The sequence below is a fragment of the Microbacterium sp. PAMC21962 genome (genome assembly GCF_019443465.1).
Classification (GTDB): Bacteria; Actinomycetota; Actinomycetes; order Actinomycetales; family Microbacteriaceae; genus Microbacterium; species Microbacterium hominis.
In genome coordinates, this window is the sequence record NZ_CP080381.1 from 3120780 (window position 1) to 3139076 (window position 18297).

General features: G+C 70.9%; 13 protein-coding genes. 6 read left to right on the forward strand and 7 right to left on the reverse strand.

The window, feature by feature from the left end; all coding sequences use genetic code 11:
* The first annotated feature begins 28 nt into the window (after nucleotides 1-28).
* From KY498_RS14670 to KY498_RS14695, 6 genes are all read left to right on the forward strand, one after another.
* Nucleotides 29-2152, forward strand: coding sequence for an adenylate/guanylate cyclase domain-containing protein (locus KY498_RS14670; RefSeq protein ID WP_191009013.1), 2124 nt, complete (start codon nucleotides 29-31; stop codon nucleotides 2150-2152).
* Nucleotides 2149-3561: a mechanosensitive ion channel domain-containing protein gene (locus KY498_RS14675; protein ID WP_060960730.1), complete on the forward strand. Its 1413-nt coding sequence runs from the start codon at nucleotides 2149-2151 to the stop codon at nucleotides 3559-3561. The genes KY498_RS14670 and KY498_RS14675 overlap by 4 nt, the downstream gene beginning before the upstream one ends.
* Nucleotides 3562-3656: 95 nt before the next feature.
* Nucleotides 3657-5177, forward strand: coding sequence for a DNA-3-methyladenine glycosylase 2 family protein (locus KY498_RS14680; protein ID WP_191009012.1), 1521 nt, complete (start codon nucleotides 3657-3659; stop codon nucleotides 5175-5177).
* Nucleotides 5174-5677, forward strand: coding sequence for a methylated-DNA--[protein]-cysteine S-methyltransferase (locus tag KY498_RS14685; protein WP_061781848.1), 504 nt, complete (start codon nucleotides 5174-5176; stop codon nucleotides 5675-5677). Before KY498_RS14680 ends, KY498_RS14685 begins: the two co-directional genes overlap by 4 nt.
* A 360-nt stretch (nucleotides 5678-6037) precedes the next feature.
* Nucleotides 6038-7891: an ABC transporter ATP-binding protein gene (locus KY498_RS14690; protein WP_061781847.1), complete on the forward strand. Its 1854-nt coding sequence runs from the start codon at nucleotides 6038-6040 to the stop codon at nucleotides 7889-7891.
* Nucleotides 7888-9717, forward strand: coding sequence for an ABC transporter ATP-binding protein (locus KY498_RS14695; RefSeq protein ID WP_101306800.1), 1830 nt, complete (start codon nucleotides 7888-7890; stop codon nucleotides 9715-9717). Before KY498_RS14690 ends, KY498_RS14695 begins: the two co-directional genes overlap by 4 nt.
* Nucleotides 9718-9920: 203 nt before the next feature.
* Here the strand turns inward: KY498_RS14695 and KY498_RS14700 are convergent, their stop codons facing one another.
* From KY498_RS14700 to KY498_RS14730, 7 genes are all read right to left on the reverse strand, one after another.
* Complete coding sequence (locus KY498_RS14700; RefSeq protein ID WP_223849531.1) at nucleotides 9921-10775, reverse strand: endonuclease domain-containing protein; 855 nt, start codon at nucleotides 10773-10775, stop codon at nucleotides 9921-9923.
* A gap of 209 nt (nucleotides 10776-10984) precedes the next feature.
* Nucleotides 10985-13219, reverse strand: coding sequence for an alpha-xylosidase (gene yicI, locus KY498_RS14705; protein WP_191009011.1), 2235 nt, complete (start codon nucleotides 13217-13219; stop codon nucleotides 10985-10987).
* The gene (locus tag KY498_RS14710) at nucleotides 13219-14112 is read right to left on the reverse strand and encodes a carbohydrate ABC transporter permease (protein WP_191009010.1); all 894 of its coding nucleotides are present in this window, start codon (nucleotides 14110-14112) and stop codon (nucleotides 13219-13221) included. The genes yicI and KY498_RS14710 overlap by 1 nt, the downstream gene beginning before the upstream one ends.
* Nucleotides 14112-15074, reverse strand: coding sequence for a carbohydrate ABC transporter permease (locus KY498_RS14715; protein WP_060960735.1), 963 nt, complete (start codon nucleotides 15072-15074; stop codon nucleotides 14112-14114). Before KY498_RS14715 ends, KY498_RS14710 begins: the two co-directional genes overlap by 1 nt.
* Nucleotides 15075-15151: 77 nt before the next feature.
* Nucleotides 15152-16471, reverse strand: coding sequence for an ABC transporter substrate-binding protein (locus KY498_RS14720; protein WP_191009009.1), 1320 nt, complete (start codon nucleotides 16469-16471; stop codon nucleotides 15152-15154).
* A gap of 143 nt (nucleotides 16472-16614) precedes the next feature.
* On the reverse strand, nucleotides 16615-17631 hold the full coding sequence (locus tag KY498_RS14725; RefSeq protein ID WP_191009008.1) for a LacI family DNA-binding transcriptional regulator: 1017 nt from the start codon (nucleotides 17629-17631) through the stop codon (nucleotides 16615-16617).
* 128 nt (nucleotides 17632-17759) lie between these two features.
* The gene (locus KY498_RS14730) at nucleotides 17760-18212 is read right to left on the reverse strand and encodes a GNAT family N-acetyltransferase (protein ID WP_060960738.1); all 453 of its coding nucleotides are present in this window, start codon (nucleotides 18210-18212) and stop codon (nucleotides 17760-17762) included.
* Nucleotides 18213-18297: the final 85 nt, after the last annotated feature.

Here is an 18297-nt window from a genome sequence, read left to right on the forward strand (position 1 = left end):
GGAGGGAATGCGCATGTCGGGTGCGAGCGTGGGACATGTCGGAGATCGGGAACGGCGCCCGCGCAGGCGGCTGAGCGTGCAGTCGCGTCTGCTGATCATGCTGTTGGCGGTGGGCATCGTCTCGGCCGGCGTCGTCGGCACGATCGGCTACATCAGTGGCCGCGACTCCCTCCAGGACGCGATCATCGACAAGCTGACCGCCGCGCGCGAGCTGCGCGCCGGTGAGGTCTCCGCGCTGATCGGCGAGATCCAGCGAGAGGCGTCGCTCGCGACCGACAACTCCAGTGCCCGCGAGGCGTCGATCGCCCTGAACGCGGGGTGGGCGGCGCTGGCGTCCGCGACGGTGACGCCGGCGGAGCGTGCGGCCGTGGAGGACTACTACCGCGGCTCCTTCCTCCCGGGGCTGGAGAAGCGGACGGGCGAGCAGTACACGGATGCCGCGTTCCTCCCGGACAGTGCCGCCGGCGCCTACCTGCAGTACTGGTACACGCGGCAGGGCGGCGGGTCCTCGGCATCCCTCGAGCTGAAGGATCCGGGCGACGGCAGCGCCTACAGCGCGGCGCACGCATCCGCGCAGGGCTACTTCGCGAATCTCGTCGAGACGGTCGGCTACCAGGATGTGCTGGTGATGAACCTCGACGCGGATGTGGTCTTCAGCACGTACAACACTCCCGCGCTCGGGACGAGCCTCGACGAGGGCCCGTTCCGCGACAGCAGACTCGCCGAGGGCTACCGGAAGGCGATGGCGACCAACTCGGTCGACACCGTCGTGACGACGGACATCGAGTCGTGGGCCCCGGCGCAGGGTGCGGCGACGATGTGGGTCGTCTCTCCCATCGGCGACGAGTCCGGTGTCACCGGGGCGATGGCCCTGCAGATCCCCGTGTCGTGGATCAACGACGTCACCACCGGGTACCAGCAGTGGACGACCCAGGGTCTGGGCGACACCGGCGAGGTGTACCTCGCCGGTACAGACGGCCTCATGCGGTCGAACTCGCGAGAGCTGATCGCCTCGCCGACGACGTACGCCCAGGGGGTGATCGAGAACGGGACCTCCGCCGCGGATGCCGAGCGCATCGTCGAGGTCGGCGACTCGACGATCCTGCAGAGCGTGGACCAGGAGCCCGTGCGCCGTGCGCTGGCGGGGCAGTCGGGAACGATGATCTCGGGGCAGTACATCGGCGCGGAGAGCATCACCGCCTACGGGCCGGCGAACATCGAAGGACTCGACTGGGTCGTGGTGGCTCGGATGGAGACGTCCGAAGCGTTCGCGCCGGTCGCCGACTTCACCCGCACGCTGCTGCTGTCGGTGCTGGGGCTGACTCTCGTCATCAGTGTGCTGTCGCTGCTGCTTGCGCAGGCGTTCACCGCGCCGCTGCGCCGGCTCGCGGAGGCGGTTCGCCGCGTGGCCGGTGGCGACTACGGTGTGCGGGTGGCGGTCGGCGGGGCCGACGAGATGGGCGAGCTGTCGCGCGACTTCAACGAGATGGCCGCGGGCCTGCAGATCAAGCAGGATCTCATCGACCGCCAGCGCGAGGAGAACGAGCGCCTTCTGCGCACCCTCATGCCGGACAGTCTCGCGGCGCGCTACCGCGAGGGCGAGCAGACGATCGCGGAGCAGCACGAGGACGTGGCCGTCGTGTATGCGGAGTTGATGGGTGTCGACGACTTCTCCCGCGCGCTCGACGGTCAGCAGGAGACCCACGCGCTCAACGAGCTCATGCGCGGCTTCGAGGAGGCGGCGGAGCGCGTCGGCGTGGAGTCGGTGCGCACCCTTCGCGGCGGCTACCTCGCCAGCTGCGGGCTGACGATCCCGCGCGTGGACAACGCGCGTCGGGCCGTCGAGTTCGCCCTCGAGATGCACACGCACGTCCGACGGTTCAACGAGCGCACCGGATCGCGTCTGGAGCTTCGCGCCGGTGTCGACACCGGCGCGGTGACGAGCGGCCTCGTCGCCCGTTCGAGCCTCGCCTACGACCTCTGGGGTGACGCCGTCGACCTCGCCAGCCGCGTCCGACGCGCCGTGGATGCGCCGGGTGTGTACGTCAGCGACGCGGTGCACGACCGGGTCCACGGCCTCTGGGAGTTCACCGAGGTGGGTGCCGTGGACGCCTCCGGGCGGACGAGCGCGGTCTGGCGGGTCACGGAATGATCCCCGTGCTCGCCGAGGGGTGGGTGTGGTGGGCCGCCGCGCTCGCCGTCGGCGTTCCGCTGGTCCTCGTGGCGCTCACCGAGATCATCGGCGTGCTCCGTCGGCGTCGGAACCCGGCCGTGCGGCCGTTGCTCCTCCTGCGCAACGCGGTCGTCCCGGTGGCGGCCCTCGTCGCCCTGCTCGCGTTCGCGACACGGTCGGATCAGGACCTCATCTGGGTGAGGATCGTCGGCACGCTCCTCGGCTTCCTGCTGATCCTGCTCCTGCTGAGCGGTCTCAACGTCGCCCTCTTCTCGTCCGCGCGCGAAGGCACCTGGCGGGAGCGCGTGCCGACGATCTTCGTGGAGATCGTGCGGCTCGTGCTCGTCGTGGTCGGGCTCGCGATCCTCTTCCAGGTCGTCTGGAACGCCGACATCGAGGGCTTGATCGCGACCCTGGGCGTCACGTCCATCATCGTGGGCCTCGCCCTGCAGAACGCCGCCGGGGGCATCGTCTCGGGCCTGCTGGTGCTGTTCGAGCAGCCGTTCAAGCTCGGCGACTGGATCGACACCGGCGGGGCGGCGGGCCGGGTGGTCGAAGTCAACTGGCGTGCTCTTCACATCGACACCGGCTCGGGACTCCAGGTGATCCCCAACGCGACGCTCGCCGGGGCGTCCTTTCGCAATCTGAGTCGACCGGCCGGGCCGTTCACCGTCGTCGTCCCCGTCGTGTTCGCGCCGGGCGATGCGCCGCACGAGGTGGCGGCGCTGCTGCGCAGCACCGCCGACGATCTGCCGATGAGGCTGGCGGAGGTCCCCTCCGGCGTGCAGTACGGCGGCGCCGGCGCCTACACCGTGGAGATCCCGGTCGCCGCGCCGAGCCAGTCGGACGAGACCGTCGCGGCCTTTCTCGGACGCCTGTGGTACGCCGCACGGCGACATGGACTCGCCCTCGACAAGGTCGCACCCGATACGGCCGCGACCGAGAACCGGCTCCGCACGGTGGTCGACGACGTCGCGCGCGCCCTCCACCTCGATGCGGAGCTGCACGAAGCGGCGCTCAGTGCGTGCCGGGTGGAGCAGTACGCGCCGGGGGAGTACCTGGGTCGTGCGGGGGTCGTGCCGTCCGCGGTGAGCTACCTCGTCGAGGGCGCGGCGCGGCTGACCGCTCCGACGCCGCGCGGCGAGGTCGCCTGCGGCGACCTCCGCGACGGGGAGTTCGTGGGAACCGCCGCGGTGACGCGCGAGCCGGCTCTCGTGACCGCCGTCGCCACGGCATCCACGACGGTGCTCGTGCTGCCCGCCGAGCTCATCGCCCGGATCATCCGCGCCCATCCCGTCTTCGCGTCCGAGCTCGGAGCCGACCTCGAGCTGCGGCGGGCCCAGGCGGCCCGCGCCGCCGGCGGCCGTGCCGGCGTCGCGCCGGCCTGATCCCGCGCGCCCGGCGGCGGGGCGGCCGGCGCTGCCGTCGCTGCCGTGTCCGATTTCCGCGAGCCGGGGGTACGGGGGCGTGTCAGGCTAGTCGCATGAGCCCCGTCGACGCCTCCGCCGCGATGACGTTCGACGAACGCTATCGCGCGATCGACGCGCGGGACGCGCGCTTCGACGGCCAGTTCGTGACGGCGGTGCGCTCGACCGGGATCTACTGCCGTCCGAGCTGCCCGGCGCGCACGCCGAAGGCGGCGAACGTCACCTTCTATCCGACCTCCGCCGCGGCGCACGAGGCCGGATACCGGGCGTGCAAGCGGTGCCTGCCCGAAGCGGCGCCCGGCTCCCCCGAATGGGACCTGCGCGGCGACGTCGCGGGCCGCGCGATGCGGCTGATCGCGGAGGGGATCGTCGAACGGGAGGGGGTGCCCGGGCTCGCGCGCCGGCTCGGCTACTCGCCGCGCCATCTCACCCGGCTGCTGACGGCCGAGCTGGGCGCCGGCCCTCTCGCGCTCGCACGCGCCCAGCGCGCCCACACGGCACGCCTGCTCCTGGTGTCGACGGATCTCGCCGCCGCGGACGTCGCCTTCTCGGCCGGATTCGCGAGCGTGCGCCAGTTCAACGACACCGTCCGGGAGGTCTTCGGGCTGACGCCGAGCGCCCTGCGCGCCCGCCGGCCCACGGCGGCGGCCGGCGTGCCCGCCGCCGGAACGATCGATCTGTTGCTGCCGCATCGCGGCCCGCTCGACGCCTCCGGCCTCTTCGCCTGGATGCGGGCGCGCGCCGTCGACGGCATCGAGACGGCCGGTGCCGACTCGTTCGCGCGCGTACTGCGTCTGGCGGGCGGTCCGGTCTGGTTCGCGATCCGTCTCGACGACGCCGGGAGGGTGCGTCTCAGCGCCCGGCTCACCCACCTCGCCGACCTGCCCGTGCTCGTCGCGCGCGTGCGTCGGCTGTTCGACCTCGACGCCGACCCTCTCGCGATCGATGCGGCCCTGTCCGCCCATGACGCCATCGCCCCGCTGGTCGGGGCCGTCCCCGGCATCCGCGTGCCGGGCGCCGCAGACCCGCACGAGATGCTCATCCGCGCCATGATCGGCCAGCAGATCTCGGTCGCGGCGGCGCGCACGGCGCTCACCGCGCTCACGGCGGCATTGGGAGAACGCGTCGATGCGCACGACGGCATGGACCGCCTGTTCCCGACGATGGCGGCCATCGCCGAGCACGGCGCCGATGTGCTGCGCGGCCCCGCGGCGCGCATCCGGGCGGTGACCGCGGCCGCGGCCGCGCTGGCCGACGGCACGCTCGAGCTCACGACCGGTGACGACGGCGCCGAGCAACGTGCGGCGCTGCTCGCCCGCCCCGGCATCGGGCCGTGGACCGCCGACTACGTGCGCATGCGCGTGCTCGGCGATCCCGACATCACGCTGCCGGGAGACGTCGCGGTCCGCGCGGGCGCCGCAGCCGTCGGCATCCCCTCCGACCCCCGCGGCTACGACGCCTGGGCCACGCGGGCCGCCCCCTGGCGCAGCTACCTGACCGCCCACCTGTGGCGGGCGTCGGTTCCCACGGCCGCGCCCGGCCCGGCCCGCACATCCCCCGAACGGAGCACCCCATGACCGCCACCCGCCACAGCGCCACCCTGCAGACGGTCGACACGCCGGACGGCCCGTTCACGCTGCTCGCCGACGACCGCGGCCGCGTCCTGGCCAGCGGGTGGACCGCCGAGCCGGCGGACGTGCTGCACCGGCTGGCCTCGCCGCCGAGCGACGTGCGAGAGGGACGGACGGATGCCGCGGCCGCGGTCGCCGCCTATTACGACGGCGACCTCGCGGCCATCGACGAGGTGGCCGTCGCGCAGACCGGCACCGCCCTGCAGCTCGACGGCTGGGCGGCGCTGCGCCGCATCGCCCCGGGCAGCCCGCTCACCTATGCGGAGTTCGCGGCCGCTCTGGGCCGCCCGAGCGCCGTGCGCGCCGCGGCATCCATCTGCGCCCGCAACGCTCCCGCCCTGTTCGTGCCGTGCCACCGCGTGCTGCGCACCGGCGGCGCCCTCGGCGGTTTCGCGTGGGGCCTGGATGTGAAGCGGGCCCTGCTCGCCCGCGAGTCCGCGGCCTGATCGGAAGACCGCCCTTGCGGCGGGGCGAGAGGTCGGCATAGGCTGGAGGGCTGTCGCGCCCCTGTCGCCGCACGGGCGGCGCGCGGTCCCCGTTCACCGACTCCTTGGAGGAAGCCATGTCCACGGCCATCGTCACCACGAAGCCCGCCTTCCTCCGTCCCTCGGCCGTCGCCCCGCGCGCGTTCGAGGCCGCCGGAGTCGGCCGGGGATAACGCGCCGCGCCTCCTCCTTCGGCGGCATCGTCCCGCCGCGCGTTCTCTCCGACAGGGCCCCGTCTCGTCCTGCCGCGCCGCTGTGCGCCCTCCGTCACTCATCGCCGACCCGTGACCTCGGCATCCGCTCCACCCCTTCGCAAGGATCATGACCTCCTCCTCCGAGCACCTCGAGCCCGTCGAGCGCCTGTCCACCGTCCGCGCCCTCGCCCGGCTGTACCCCTTCGCCAAACCCGTCCTGCCGCGCCTGATCCTGGGCGCCGTCAGCGCCCTCGTCGCGAGCCTGCTCGCCCTGTCGATCCCGCTCGTGCTCGAAGTGCTCGTGCAGGGCCCGATCGCCGCCGGTGCCTCCAGCGCCGGCGACCGCAGCCAGCTCGTCTGGGGCGCCGCGATCATCCTCGTGCTCGGCCTGCTCGAGGCCGTCATGGTGTGGCTGCGGCGCTGGTTCGTGCTGGCGCCGTCGACCAAGGTCGAGTACGACCTGCGCACGAGCTTCTACGAGCGGCTGCAGCGCCTGCCGGTCGCGTTCCACGACCGGTGGCAGTCGGGCCAGCTGCTGTCGCGCATGATGCAGGACATCAGCATGCTGCGCCGCTGGATGGCCTTCGGCATCGTGCTGCTGGTCGTCAACCTGCTGACCATCCTCGTCGGCATGGCGCTGCTCTTCCGGTGGCACTGGGCGCTCGGCGTCACCTTCCTCATCGTGTGCGCCCCCCTCTGGTACGCCGGCTACCGGTTCGAGAAGACGTACGGCACCCTCGCGCGCCAGAGCCAGGACCAGGCCGGCGACCTCGCGACCAGCGTCGAGGAGAGCGTGCACGGCATCCGCGTGCTGAAGGCCTTCGGGCGGGGGAAGCACGCCCTGCAGAAGTTCACCCGGCAGGCCGAGACGCTGCGCGAGACCGAGCTGAGCAAGGCGCGCGCCGTCGGCTGGATCTGGTTCTGGCTGGTGCTGCTGCCCGAGATCGCGTTCGCCCTGTGCCTCGGCGTCGGCATCGTGCTGCAGCAGCTCGGCCAGCTGTCGATCGCCGAGCTCGTGGCCTTCTTCGCCATGGCGACGGTGCTCCGCTGGCCCATGGAGTCGATCGGCTTCCTCTTCTCGTTCCTGCTCGACGCGCGCACGGCGAGCGATCGCATCTTCGAGGTCTTCGACGAGGAGAACACGATCACCGACGCCGCGGCCCCCGTCGTGCTGGGCTCGTCGCGCGGCGCGCTCGCGTTCGAGGGCGTCCACTTCCGCTACCAGGATGCCGGGGACGGCGAGCGCGACCTCCTCGACGGCATCGACCTGACGCTCGTGCCGGGGGAGACCATGGCCCTCGTCGGCCTCACCGGTTCGGGCAAGACGACGCTCACGACGCTGCCGGCCCGCCTGTACGACGTGACCGGCGGACGCGTGACGGTCGACGGCGTGGACGTCCGCGACCTCACCCTCACGGAGCTGCGCACGCATGTGGGGATGGCGTTCGAGGACTCGACGCTCTTCTCGCAGACGGTGCGCGAGAACGTGCTGCTCGGCCGCGAGGACCTGGCCGCGGGAAGCCCCGAGGCCGAGGCGGTGCTGCGCGAAGCGCTCGCCGTCGCGCAGGCCGGCTTCGTCGAGGACCTGCCCGACGGGGTCGACACGATCATCGGCGAGGAGGGGCTGTCGCTGTCCGGTGGACAGCGCCAGCGGCTCGCGCTCGCCCGGGCCATCGCGGCCCGCCCGGCCGTGCTGGTGCTCGACGACCCCCTGTCGGCGCTCGACGTCGACACCGAGGCGCTCGTCGAGGACGCCCTCCGCGAGGTCATGGCCGACACCACGACGCTCGTCATCGCCCATCGGCCGTCGACCGTGATGCTCGCCGATCGGGTCGCGCTCCTGGAGGAGGGCCGCATCACGGCCGTCGGCACCCACGCCGAGCTGCTGCGCACGAGCGAACACTACCGGCACGTCATCTCGAGTCTGGAAGACGCCGAGGAACAGAACACCCGCTTGCGGGAGACGGAGGTGAACCGATGAGCTCAACGGGAGGCACGGCGTCCGTCGCCGGCACCACCGGTGAAGACCGCTCGGACTACACGCGCGCCGAGTCGCGCTCGATCCGCCAGCGCTCGCTGCGCCTGCTGGGCTCGCTCGTCGACCCGCTGCGGTGGCAGCTCGTGCTGGCGCTGGCCGTGCTCGTCGTCTCCACGGCGCTGCGCGTCGCGGGCCCCGCGCTGATCGCGTACGGCCTGAACACGGCGCTGCCGCAGGCCATGCAGGATGCCGACTGGATGCCGACGATCGTCATCGTCGCCGTCTACCTCCTCGCCGGCATCGGCGGGGCGGCGCTCATCGGCTGGTACGCGGTCGTGGCCGCGCGGCTGACGCAGGCGGTCATGCTCGACCTGCGCACCCGCATCTTCCTGCACACCCAGCGGCTCAGCCTGGAGTTCCACGAGTCGTACACGTCGGGCCGCATCATCTCGCGCCAGACGAGCGACCTCGACTCCATCCGCGAGCTGCTCGACGGCGGGCTCAACGAGCTCGTCTCGGGCGTGCTCTACGGCGCGTTCACGCTGATCGCGCTGCTGCTGCTGGACTGGCAGTCGGGCGTCATCCTCGCCGTCGCGGGCATCCCGCTGTACCTGCTGATGCGCTGGTTCTACCGCAACTCGCAGCGTGCATACCGGGAGTCGCGCGTGGTCAGCGCCAAGGTGATCGTGAAGTTCGTCGAGACGATGACCGGCATCCGCGCCGTGAAGGCCTTCCGCAAGGAGCCTCGCAACGACGAGGAGTTCGGCGACCTGTCGGGACAGTACCGCGACGTCAACATGCGCTCGCTTCGGCTGTTCGGCACGTTCGAGCCGGGGATGATGGCGGTCTCGGCCTTCGCCGTCGCGGGCGTGCTCCTCTGGGGCGGTCTGCGGGTGGTCGACGGGACCCTGCTCGTGGGCACCCTGCTGGCCGCCGTCCTGTACGTGCGGAACTTCTTCTCGCCGCTGCAGGAAGTCGCCATGTTCCTGAACTCCTACCAGTCGGCCACGGCCGCGCTGGAGAAGGTGTCGGGCGTGCTGGAGGAGGAGCCGACCGTTCCCGACCCCGTGCGTCCGGTCGACCTCTGGAAGGCGTCCGGTCACGTGGAGTTCCGCGACGTCGTGTTCGGCTACGCGGACGACCGCACGATCCTGCCGCACTTCTCGCTCGACATCCCCGCCGGGCAGACGATCGCCCTGGTCGGCACGACGGGCGCCGGCAAGTCGACGCTCGCGAAGCTCGTGTCGCGGTTCTACGACCCGTCGCACGGCGCGGTCATGCTCGACGGCGTCGACCTGCGGTCGCTGCATCCGAAGGACCTCCGTCGCGCGATCGTGATGGTGACGCAGGAGGCGTACCTGTTCAGCGGCACCGTCGCCGACAACATCGCGCTCGGCAAGCCCGACGCGACGTTCGAGGAGATCCGGGCTGCGGCCCGCGCGGTGGGCGCCGACACGTTCATCGAGCGGCTGCCCGACGGGTACGACACCGACGTCAACAAGCGCGGCGGCCGGGTGTCGGCCGGACAGCGTCAGCTGATCTCGTTCGCCCGCGCGTTCCTCGCCGATCCCGCGGTGCTCATCCTGGACGAGGCTACGGCGTCGCTCGACATCCCGAGCGAGCGTCAGATCCAGTCGGCGCTGCAGACGCTGCTGGCCGATCGTACCGCGATCATCATCGCCCACCGGCTGTCGACCGTGTCGATCGCCGACCGGGTGCTCGTGATGGAGCACGGCCGCATCATCGAGGACGACACCCCGGCGGAGCTGATCGCCGGCACGGGCAAGTTCGCCCAGCTGCACAGCGCCTGGAAGCAGTCGCTCGTCTGACCCCCGCCGGTTTCGGCGATGGCCAACAGAATCGGATGCTGCGGCGCGCGGCATCCGATTCTGTTGCGCTGCTCCGAATCCGGTGCGGGCTGGGCTGGGCTGGGCGCCCTGCCGCAGATTCGGAGATGGGCAGCAGATGCGGATGCGAGGGCTCGCGGCATCCGCATGTGGTGACGTGATCCGAATCCGGTGGCGGCGGGGTGTCAGCGCGCGAGGTGAAGGCCCTGCGCGACCGCGCGGAGGATCGCGGCCTCCACCCGGGGCCACTGATGCACGACCTCGGCGTAGGTGAAGCGCAGCACGGTGTACCCGCGCGCCGTCAGCTCGCGGTCGTGGCTCAGGTCTCGGCCCCGATCGGCGGCCGAGGAATGGAAGGCGAAGCCGTCCAGCTGCGCGACGAGTCGCTCGCCGATGAGGCCGTCGACGTGGTGTCCGAGCAGCAGCACCTGCTGGCGGACGTCGAGGCCGATCCCACGTATCCGCGAGACGAAGAGCGTCTCGAGGCCGGAATCGCTGAGGCCCGTGACCTCCGCCGCCAGTCGCCGCGCATCGGGCGTGCGCCAGCGGTAGCGCCGCAGCACGTCCGGGTCGAGCCGTTCGCGGCGTACGGCGGACTCCCACACGACGAGCGCATCCTCGTGGGGCAGACACCGGGCGAGGTGCGCCAGCGCGTCGGGAACCGACTCGACGAGCACGTGCGGGTGCGACGGCACCAGCGGCGTATCCCAGTGGACGACCACGCCGTCCCCGGAGCGTTCGTCGGGTCGAGGGCGCTGCGCGTGGGCGGGCACGTGCAGGTGCGGACCCGTCGGGATCTCCGGCGGCAGCCACCAGCCGCGGTGACGAGCCGCCGACACGCAGGCCACCCGCGCACTGACCTCCGCCGCGTGCACGAGCGCGGCCGGGGCCGCGTCCGTGGCCACCCAGAAGCGGCGCACGCGGCGCACCTCGCCCGCCGTGATGGCCGCTCGCAGCGTGGTGGGGCGGATGCCGGCATCCAGCACGGCTCGCCGATGCACGATGCCGCCACCCGCCTCCACCAGCTCTCGGATCCCCACGGTCCGAGCCTGCCCGCCCGCACGCCTCCGCACGCCGATCCGCGCGCTGTCGTGCACGACTCGCCGGACCGCCATGGCTGGGGAGGAGCCGACGCGCCCGCAGCGGATGCGGAGGACGTGAACAGATGCGGATGCTGCGGCCCACGGCATCCGCATCTGTCGCCATTCTCCGAATCCGCGAACGCGAACCCGAACACCCGACGGCCGGGTCAGGGGGTCGGCGCGTCCAGGTCGACCTCGAACGTCTGGCGGCGACCGTCGGGGGCGGTGACGACGACCTCCCGCGTCCCGGAGCCGCCCGCGAACACGCGCAGCTCGAGACCGTCGAGGTAGTCGTAGTCCGGCCGGTCGTCGCGCGCGCCCCACGGCAGCACCGCGCCCGGCCGCACGTACAGCGGCAGGGAATCGAACCCGTGGGTCTCGCGCCGCCACCGCCCGCCGCTCACGCGCTCGCCGCTCAGCAGCGAGGTCCACTCGCCGTCGGGCAGGTAGAACTCCACCTCCCCGTCCGCCGACATCACGGGCGCGACCAGCAGCGACGGGCCCAGCATGTACTGGCGGTCGAGGTAGGCGACGGCCGGGTCGCCCGGGAACTCCAGCGCCAGGGGTCGCAGCAGCGGGATGCCGGTGCGCGCCGCGTCGACGCCGAGCTGATGCAGATACGGCATGAGCCGCATCTTGAGGTGGGTGAAGCGGCGCGTCACCGCCACGGCCTCCTCGTCGAAGGCCCACGGCACGCGGTAGGAGTCCGACCCGTGGAAGCGCGAGTGCGAGCTGAGCAGACCGAACGCCGTCCACCTCTTGAACACGGCGGCATCGGGTGTGCCCTCGAAACCGCCGATGTCGTGGCTCCAGTACGCGAAGCCGCTCATCGCGAGCGAGAGACCTCCGCGCAGCGTCTCGGCCATCGAGGTGAAGGTCGAGGTCGAGTCACCGCCCCAGTGCACCGGCATGCTCTGTCCTCCCGCCGTGGCGGAACGGGCGAACAGCACGGCCTCGCCCTCGCCGCGGGTGGCGACCAGCACGTCGTGGACGGCCCGGTTGTACAGCTCGGTGTAGAGGTTGTGCATGCGCTGCGGGTCGCTGCCGTCGGCCCACACCACGTCGGTGGGGATGCGCTCGCCGAAGTCCGTCTTGAAGCAGTCGACGCCCTGGGCGATCAGCGCCCGCAGCTTCTCCTGATACCACGCGGTCGCAGCGGGGTTCGTGAAGTCGACCAGCCCCATGCCGGCCTGCCAGAGGTCCCACTGCCAGATCGAGCCGTCCGCGCGGCGCACGAGGTAGCCGGCATCCGCCGCTTCGCGAAACAGGGGCGAGCGCTGCGCGATGTAGGGGTTGATCCAGACGCACACGCGCAGCTCGCGCTCGTGGAGCCGCGCGAGCATGCCGTCGGGGTCGGGGAACACGCGGGCATCCCACTCGAAGTCGCACCAGTTGAACTCGCGCATCCAGAAGCAGTCGAAGTGGAACACCGACACCGGCAGCTCGCGGGCCGCCATCTCGTCGATGAACGAGGTGATGGTCGCCTCGTCGTAGGCGGTGGTGAAGCTCGTCGACAGCCACAGGCCGTACGACCATGCCGGCACCACGGGCGGCCGGCCGGTGAGAGCCGTGTAGCGGCGCAGCACGTCGGCGGGCGTCGGCCCTGCGATCACGAAGTACTCCAGCACCTCGCCGGGCACCGAGAACTGCACCCGCTCGACGGCTTCCGACCCCACCTCGAACGACACGTGGCCGGGGTCGTTGACGAGCACGCCGTGGCCGCGGGTGGTGAGGTAGAACGGCACGTTCTTGTAGGCCTGCTCGCTCGAGGTGCCCCCGTCGGCGTTCCAGATGTCGACCGTCTGCCCGTTCTTCACCAGCGGGCCGAAGCGCTCGCCGAGGCCGTAGACGAGCTCGCCGACACCGAGCTCCAGCTGTTCGTGCACGTAGGCGGGGGCGGTGTCCGTGCGCTGCCCGGCCCGGGCGTTGCCGACGATGCCGGTGTCGACCTGAGCGTCGGAGGCCACCCGCAGATAGCCCTGGGATTTGTGGCCGCTGCCGGTGACCCGGCGGCCGTCGACCTCGAAGGAGAGGTCCCACGGGGCGCCGGCCCCGACGCGAGCGGTGAGGATGCCGGCGCGGACGAGACCTTCGGTCTCCGTGATCTCGACGCGGTCGGCCGACCCGCCGGCACCCGGCATCGGGAAGCCACCGTGCCACGCGGCGCCGGTGTGGTGCGCGATCCGCACGCGGATCACCCCTTCGGCGGGCGAGGAGAGGGTCGTGGTCAGCACGGGCCGGTTGAGCACGTCGCCGCGCCGCGCGATGACCGCGGTGGGCGCGGTGACCATCAGCCCGGGGCCGTCGGGGGTGTCGGGGATCTGCCACAGGTCGTACGCCTCCTGCGCGTAGAGCGCGGTGACTCCGGGGCGCAGCTGCCAGAACCCGTCGGTGAACTTCATTACTTGACTGCTCCTGCCGTGATGCCCCGGGTGAGGGTGCGTTGGAAGATGAGGAAGAAGATGAGCGTCGGGATGATGCCCAGCAGGGCCGACGCGCTGGTCGTGGTCACGTCCATGAGGCGGTCGCCCTGGAGCACGCTGATCGCCACCGGCACGGTCTGGTTCGCGTTCGAGGCGAGGAACGTCAGCGGGATGAGGAACTCGTTCCACGTCCAGATGAAGAAGAAGATGAGCAGCACCGACAGCGTGGGACGGCTGATCGGGAAGACGACGCGCCACAGGATCGTCCAGCGTCCGGCGCCGTCGAGGGATGCCGCCTCCAGCACCTCCTTGGGGAAGGTGCCGTACACCGACGACAGCAGGTAGGTGCCGAACGCGGCCTGGACGACCGTGAAGATGATGATCACCGACCACACGTTGTCGTAGAGGCCGACCGACTTGAACATGTAGTACAGCGGGTAGAGCAGGGCCTCCTGGGGGAGCAGGTTCGCCAGCAGGAACAGCAGCACGATCCAGGTGCGGCCGCGGACGCGGCCGATGCCGATCGCGAACGCGTTGAGCATCGAGATCAGCACCGCGAGCACGGCGACCACCCCGGAGATGAAGAGGGAGTTCCAGACCTTCTGCGGGAAGTTGACCCGCTCCCAGAACTTGGTGATGCCGGTGAAGTCGAGGGCGTGCGGCAGGGCGAGCGGACCCGAGTTCGCGTAGTCGGTCGGCGACTTGAACGAGTTGACCAGCACGAGGTAGAACGGCGCGATCACCAGGAGGGCGCCGACAGCGACCAGCACGAGCATCAGCCAGTCGACTCCGCGTTTGGTGACCATGCCGCCGCGTCCGCGCGGGGCGCGTCGGGGACGGATCGTGGTCGTGAGTACGGTTCCGGCAGCCATCACAGGCCCGCCCTTTCCTTGCGTTCGAGGGAGTTCTGCACCCGGATGAAGACGATCGACACGATGACGACGACGATCGTCAGCACCGTCGCGATGGTGGCGCCGTAGCCGACGTCGCGCTTGGTGAAGAACTCCTGGTAGGCGTAGTACGACGGCACGAGGGTGGCGCCGGCGGGGCCGCCGCGGGTGATGACGTAGACCGGACCGAACACCTTCAGCGCCGCGATCGTGCAGGTGAGGGTGACGACGAAGATCTCCGGACGGATGATGCTGACGGTGATGGACGCGAAGCGCTGGAACCAGTTGGCGCCGTCGAGCTCGGCGGCCTCGTACAGCTCGGGATCGACCCGCTGCAGCGCCGCCATGAACACGACCACGGGATAGCCGATCTGCACCCACACCAGCACCACCATGAGCACGATGAGCGCGGAGGGCATCTGGCCCAGCCAGTCGACGGGGGCGATGCCGACGGCGGCCAGCAGCTGGTTGAGGGCGCCGTCGGCGCCCGGCCGCACGATCCAGCCGATCACGATGCCGGCGACGGCCACCGGCAGGATCTGCGGGAGGTAGTAGGTCGCGCGCAGGAAGCTGCCGACCCGGCCGCCGAACTTGCGTCCGACGACGTCGAACAGGAGCGCGGCGACGATCAGGCCGACGATCGTCGGCACGATCACCATGGCGATGACCATCCACACGGAGTTGAGGAAGGAGGTCCAGAACGCGTCGTCGCCGACGAGCTTGATCCAGTTGTCGACACCGATGAACTCCGGTGCGCGCACCCCCTTCCAGCTCGTGAAGGTGAGGTAGACGTTCCACACCAGCGGGACGATGACGATGACCAGCAGCAGGACGAAGCCGGGCAGCAGGTACAGCCAGTACCCGCCGCGTCCGCCTCCGCGCTGGGGGATGGCGGGTTCGTCGTCGACGACCGGGGTGCGCCGAGAGCGTGTTGTGAGCGACATGCGGTGCTTTCGTTCGGGGGCGGGGCCGGGGGCGGGAGCGGGGGTGGGGGCGGCACGAGGCCGCCCCCACCGGTCGGTCAGCGGTAGTCCGCGGTGCCCTCGTCGTAGGCCTTGCCGAGGTTCGCGTTGGTGGTCGCGGCATCCTGCGTGCCGGTGACGAGGCCCTGGAGCTGCTGGACGATCACGTCGTAGAAGCCCGGAGCCGGCCAGTCGGGGTAGAAGGAGAGGCCGTCCTGGTCGAGGACGCCGTTGAAGACCGAGATGAGCTCCTGGCTCTTCGGGTCGGTGATGTCCTTCGGGTCGGCCGCGACGGGCAGGCCGCCGTTGTTGCCGATGATCGCCTGGATCTCCGGTCGCATCGTGATGTCGATGAACGTGTAGGCGAGGTCCTTGTTCTTCGCGTTCTCCGGAACCACCCACAGATTGCCCGACGAGCCGAGCGACAGCTTCGAGCCCGGGAAGGCCTGCATCGTCCAGTCGAACCCGGTGGCCTGCTCGGTGAAGCGTCCGTACCACCACGAGCCCGACACGAAGATGGGGGAGGTGCCGTTGATGAAGGACACCCCGGCATCCTCGGCCTTGATCGAGGAGACGTCCTTGGCGATGTAGCCCTTGGCGACGTAGTCCTTGAGGGTGTCGCTGGCGTAGGTCGTCTCGGCGCCCTGCCAGTCGACCGGGTTCTTGTAGAGCTGGTAGTCGTTCACCCAGTCGCGGTCGCCATGGGACAGCGCCAGCTGGTACCAGAGCTGGCCGAGCGGGTACTCCGCGCCGGCCTCGGCGAGCGGGGTGACGCCCTTCGCCACGAACGCGTCGAGCACCTTGACGAACTCGTCGTACGTGGTGGGGATCTCCAGCCCCGCCGCGGCGAAGGCGTCCTTGTTGTAGTAGACGCCGACGAACTCGCCGTAGTTGGGCACGCCGTACCAGGTGTCGCCGCCCATGACGCCCTTGTCGGTGTACTTCGCGGTCGTCTGCAGCGAGGGAGCGAGCTTGTCGGCCCACCCGTACTTCGCCACGGCGTCGGAGATGTCGCTGATCAGTCCCGTCGACGCGAGGAAGCCGGCGGTCGCGTTGCCCTTGTTGAACTCCATGACATCGGGCGCGGCATCCGTGTCGAGCACCTGGCTGGCCGTCTTCTGGATCTGCTCGAACGACTTCTCCTCGAACTCGACCTTGGCGCCGGTCTCCTTCTCGAAGACGTCGATGGCCTCGGCCCAGGCCTTGCCCATCGCGCTGTCGGCGCCCTCGTAGTGCCAGAGCTTGAGGGTCTGGCCGGCGCCGTCGGTGCTGCCTGTGCCGGTGTCGCCGGAGGAGGAGCAGGCGCTGATGCTCAGCGCCGCGGCGGTGAGGATGACGGCGGCGGTCAGTGCCCGCGTCCGCCCTGTGATTCGTGCCATCGTCGGCACTCCTTTCGGTGGGCCGCCATCGGCCCGGTCTGTGATTGCGGTGTTCAGTTGCCGGTGTTCAGTTGCAGGTCAGGAGGTGAAGTCTGTCGAAGCGCTTCGATGAACGGCGAACGAAAGCGCTTCCGAGGAAGCGGTCACGCGTGCGGGGGAGTCGTCACCGAGCCCGCGTCGCGGTACACGGGTGCGAGCAGGTGGATGCCGGCGGGCCGGCGCGGGTCGTCGATCCGCGCCAGCGCGAGGTCGACGGCGAGATCGCACGACGCCTCGGGGATCAGCGGGATGGTGTCGAGCTGGGTCGGCAGCTTCGTGGTGTCGAAGGATGCCGCGATCGAGACGATCGAGACGTCCGCGCCCACCTCCGCCCCGCGCTCGGCGAGGGCGGCGAGCACGGCGGCGTGCATGTCGTCGACGCCGTGCAGCAGCAGTGCGGTCGCACCGGCGTCGAGCGCGTCGTTCACGGCCGCGCGCACCGCGTCGGCATCCGTGACGACCTCGCCCGTCGTCGCGAACGAGTGCTCGAGCGCCCGGTGCGCCGCGTGCTCGGCGACGGCGCGGCGGACGCGGGGAGGGAAGTTGGACAGTCGGTAGGTGCTCGCCGGCTGGCCGATGAGGGCGATGCGGCGGTGACCCGCGTCGGCCACGCGGTCGACGGCGCGTCGTGCGGCCGCCTCGAAATCGAGGTCGACGCAGTCCAGGCCCTCGTGGTCGTCGGGGATGCCGATGAACACCGTCGGCGTGGTGATCGAGCGGGCGATGGCGACCCGCTCGTCGTCGGGCGCGACGTCGAGCACGAGGATCGCGTCGACGAGACCCGAGGCCGTCACCCGCTGCATGCCGGCCGAGGCCTGCTGGTCGGTGAGGAGCAGGATGTCGTAGTCGTGGCGGCGCGCCGCGACGGCCGCCGCCAGCACGAAGGACATGTGCGTCGGCGCGTGGGTCTCGCGTCGCAGCGGCTCGGTGAGGGCGAAGATGTGGGTGAGGCGACCCGCCAGCATGCGGGCTCCGGCGTTCGGGGCGTACCCGAGCCGGTGTGCGGCGTCGATGACGCGGCGGCGCGTGTCAGGGGAGATGGGGCGCTTGCCGCTCAGCGCGTAGGACACGGTGCTGATGGACACGCCAGCGGCCGCAGCCACCTCGTCGATGCGTGCCATGCCGACTCCTCTGTCGTATCGAAGCGCTTCGAGCGAAGCTGGAGATCACGATAGAGCCCTCCGCGCCATCGACGCAAGAGGTTTGTGGATATTGGCAACAAACGGTGACGTGCGAACGACGCGGGCGCCTACAGGCGGATCTCGGCGACGACCTCGCCGAACTCGGTCTCATCGACCGGAGTGAACCCCACGCGACGGAAGAAGGCGTCGGGGCCGCCCTGGCCCTCTTCGTAGATCACGTGCACGTGGTCCATTCCGCGGGCGCGGGCCTCCTCGAGAAGCTGCTCCACCGCGAAGCGGCCGACGCCCCGGCCCTGGTCGTCGGCGTCGACGTTGATGCGCCAGAGCACGGAGCGGAAGTGCTCGTGCAGCGCGTCGGGATCGAAGTTCGCGCTGACGAAGCCGACGACCTCGTCGCCGTCGAGCACCACCCGCTGCCACGCGGTGCTCGGATTGGCCACGGTCCCGGCGACGGCGTAGCTCGTGGGGGCGAGGTACTGCTCCTGACCCGGCTTGAGCGACATGGTGTTCACCGCCACGATGGTGGCGGCCGACAGTTCCTCGAGGCGCAGCTCGGTCATGTGATCAGGCTACCTCGCGCGCGGTCATGGTCGGCACCCTCCGAACGGTGAGAAAACGCCAACACGGCAGCGGGGGCGGAGATAT

What these genes read in the sequence shown, in the direction of transcription:
- KY498_RS14725 (WP_191009008.1), bottom strand. Translation starts at nt 17,631, where the DNA reads ATGGCACGCATCGACGAGGTGGCTGCGGCCGCTGGCGTGTCCATCAGC.
- yicI (WP_191009011.1), bottom strand. Translation starts at nt 13,219, where the DNA reads ATGAAGTTCACCGACGGGTTCTGGCAGCTGCGCCCCGGAGTCACCGCG.
- KY498_RS14730 (WP_060960738.1), bottom strand. Translation starts at nt 18,212, where the DNA reads ATGACCGAGCTGCGCCTCGAGGAACTGTCGGCCGCCACCATCGTGGCG.
- KY498_RS14720 (WP_191009009.1), bottom strand. Translation starts at nt 16,471, where the DNA reads ATGGCACGAATCACAGGGCGGACGCGGGCACTGACCGCCGCCGTCATC.
- KY498_RS14680 (WP_191009012.1), top strand. Translation starts at nt 3,657, where the DNA reads ATGAGCCCCGTCGACGCCTCCGCCGCGATGACGTTCGACGAACGCTAT.
- KY498_RS14675 (WP_060960730.1), top strand. Translation starts at nt 2,149, where the DNA reads ATGATCCCCGTGCTCGCCGAGGGGTGGGTGTGGTGGGCCGCCGCGCTC.
- KY498_RS14695 (WP_101306800.1), top strand. Translation starts at nt 7,888, where the DNA reads ATGAGCTCAACGGGAGGCACGGCGTCCGTCGCCGGCACCACCGGTGAA.
- KY498_RS14685 (WP_061781848.1), top strand. Translation starts at nt 5,174, where the DNA reads ATGACCGCCACCCGCCACAGCGCCACCCTGCAGACGGTCGACACGCCG.
- KY498_RS14690 (WP_061781847.1), top strand. Translation starts at nt 6,038, where the DNA reads ATGACCTCCTCCTCCGAGCACCTCGAGCCCGTCGAGCGCCTGTCCACC.
- KY498_RS14710 (WP_191009010.1), bottom strand. Translation starts at nt 14,112, where the DNA reads ATGGCTGCCGGAACCGTACTCACGACCACGATCCGTCCCCGACGCGCC.
- KY498_RS14715 (WP_060960735.1), bottom strand. Translation starts at nt 15,074, where the DNA reads ATGTCGCTCACAACACGCTCTCGGCGCACCCCGGTCGTCGACGACGAA.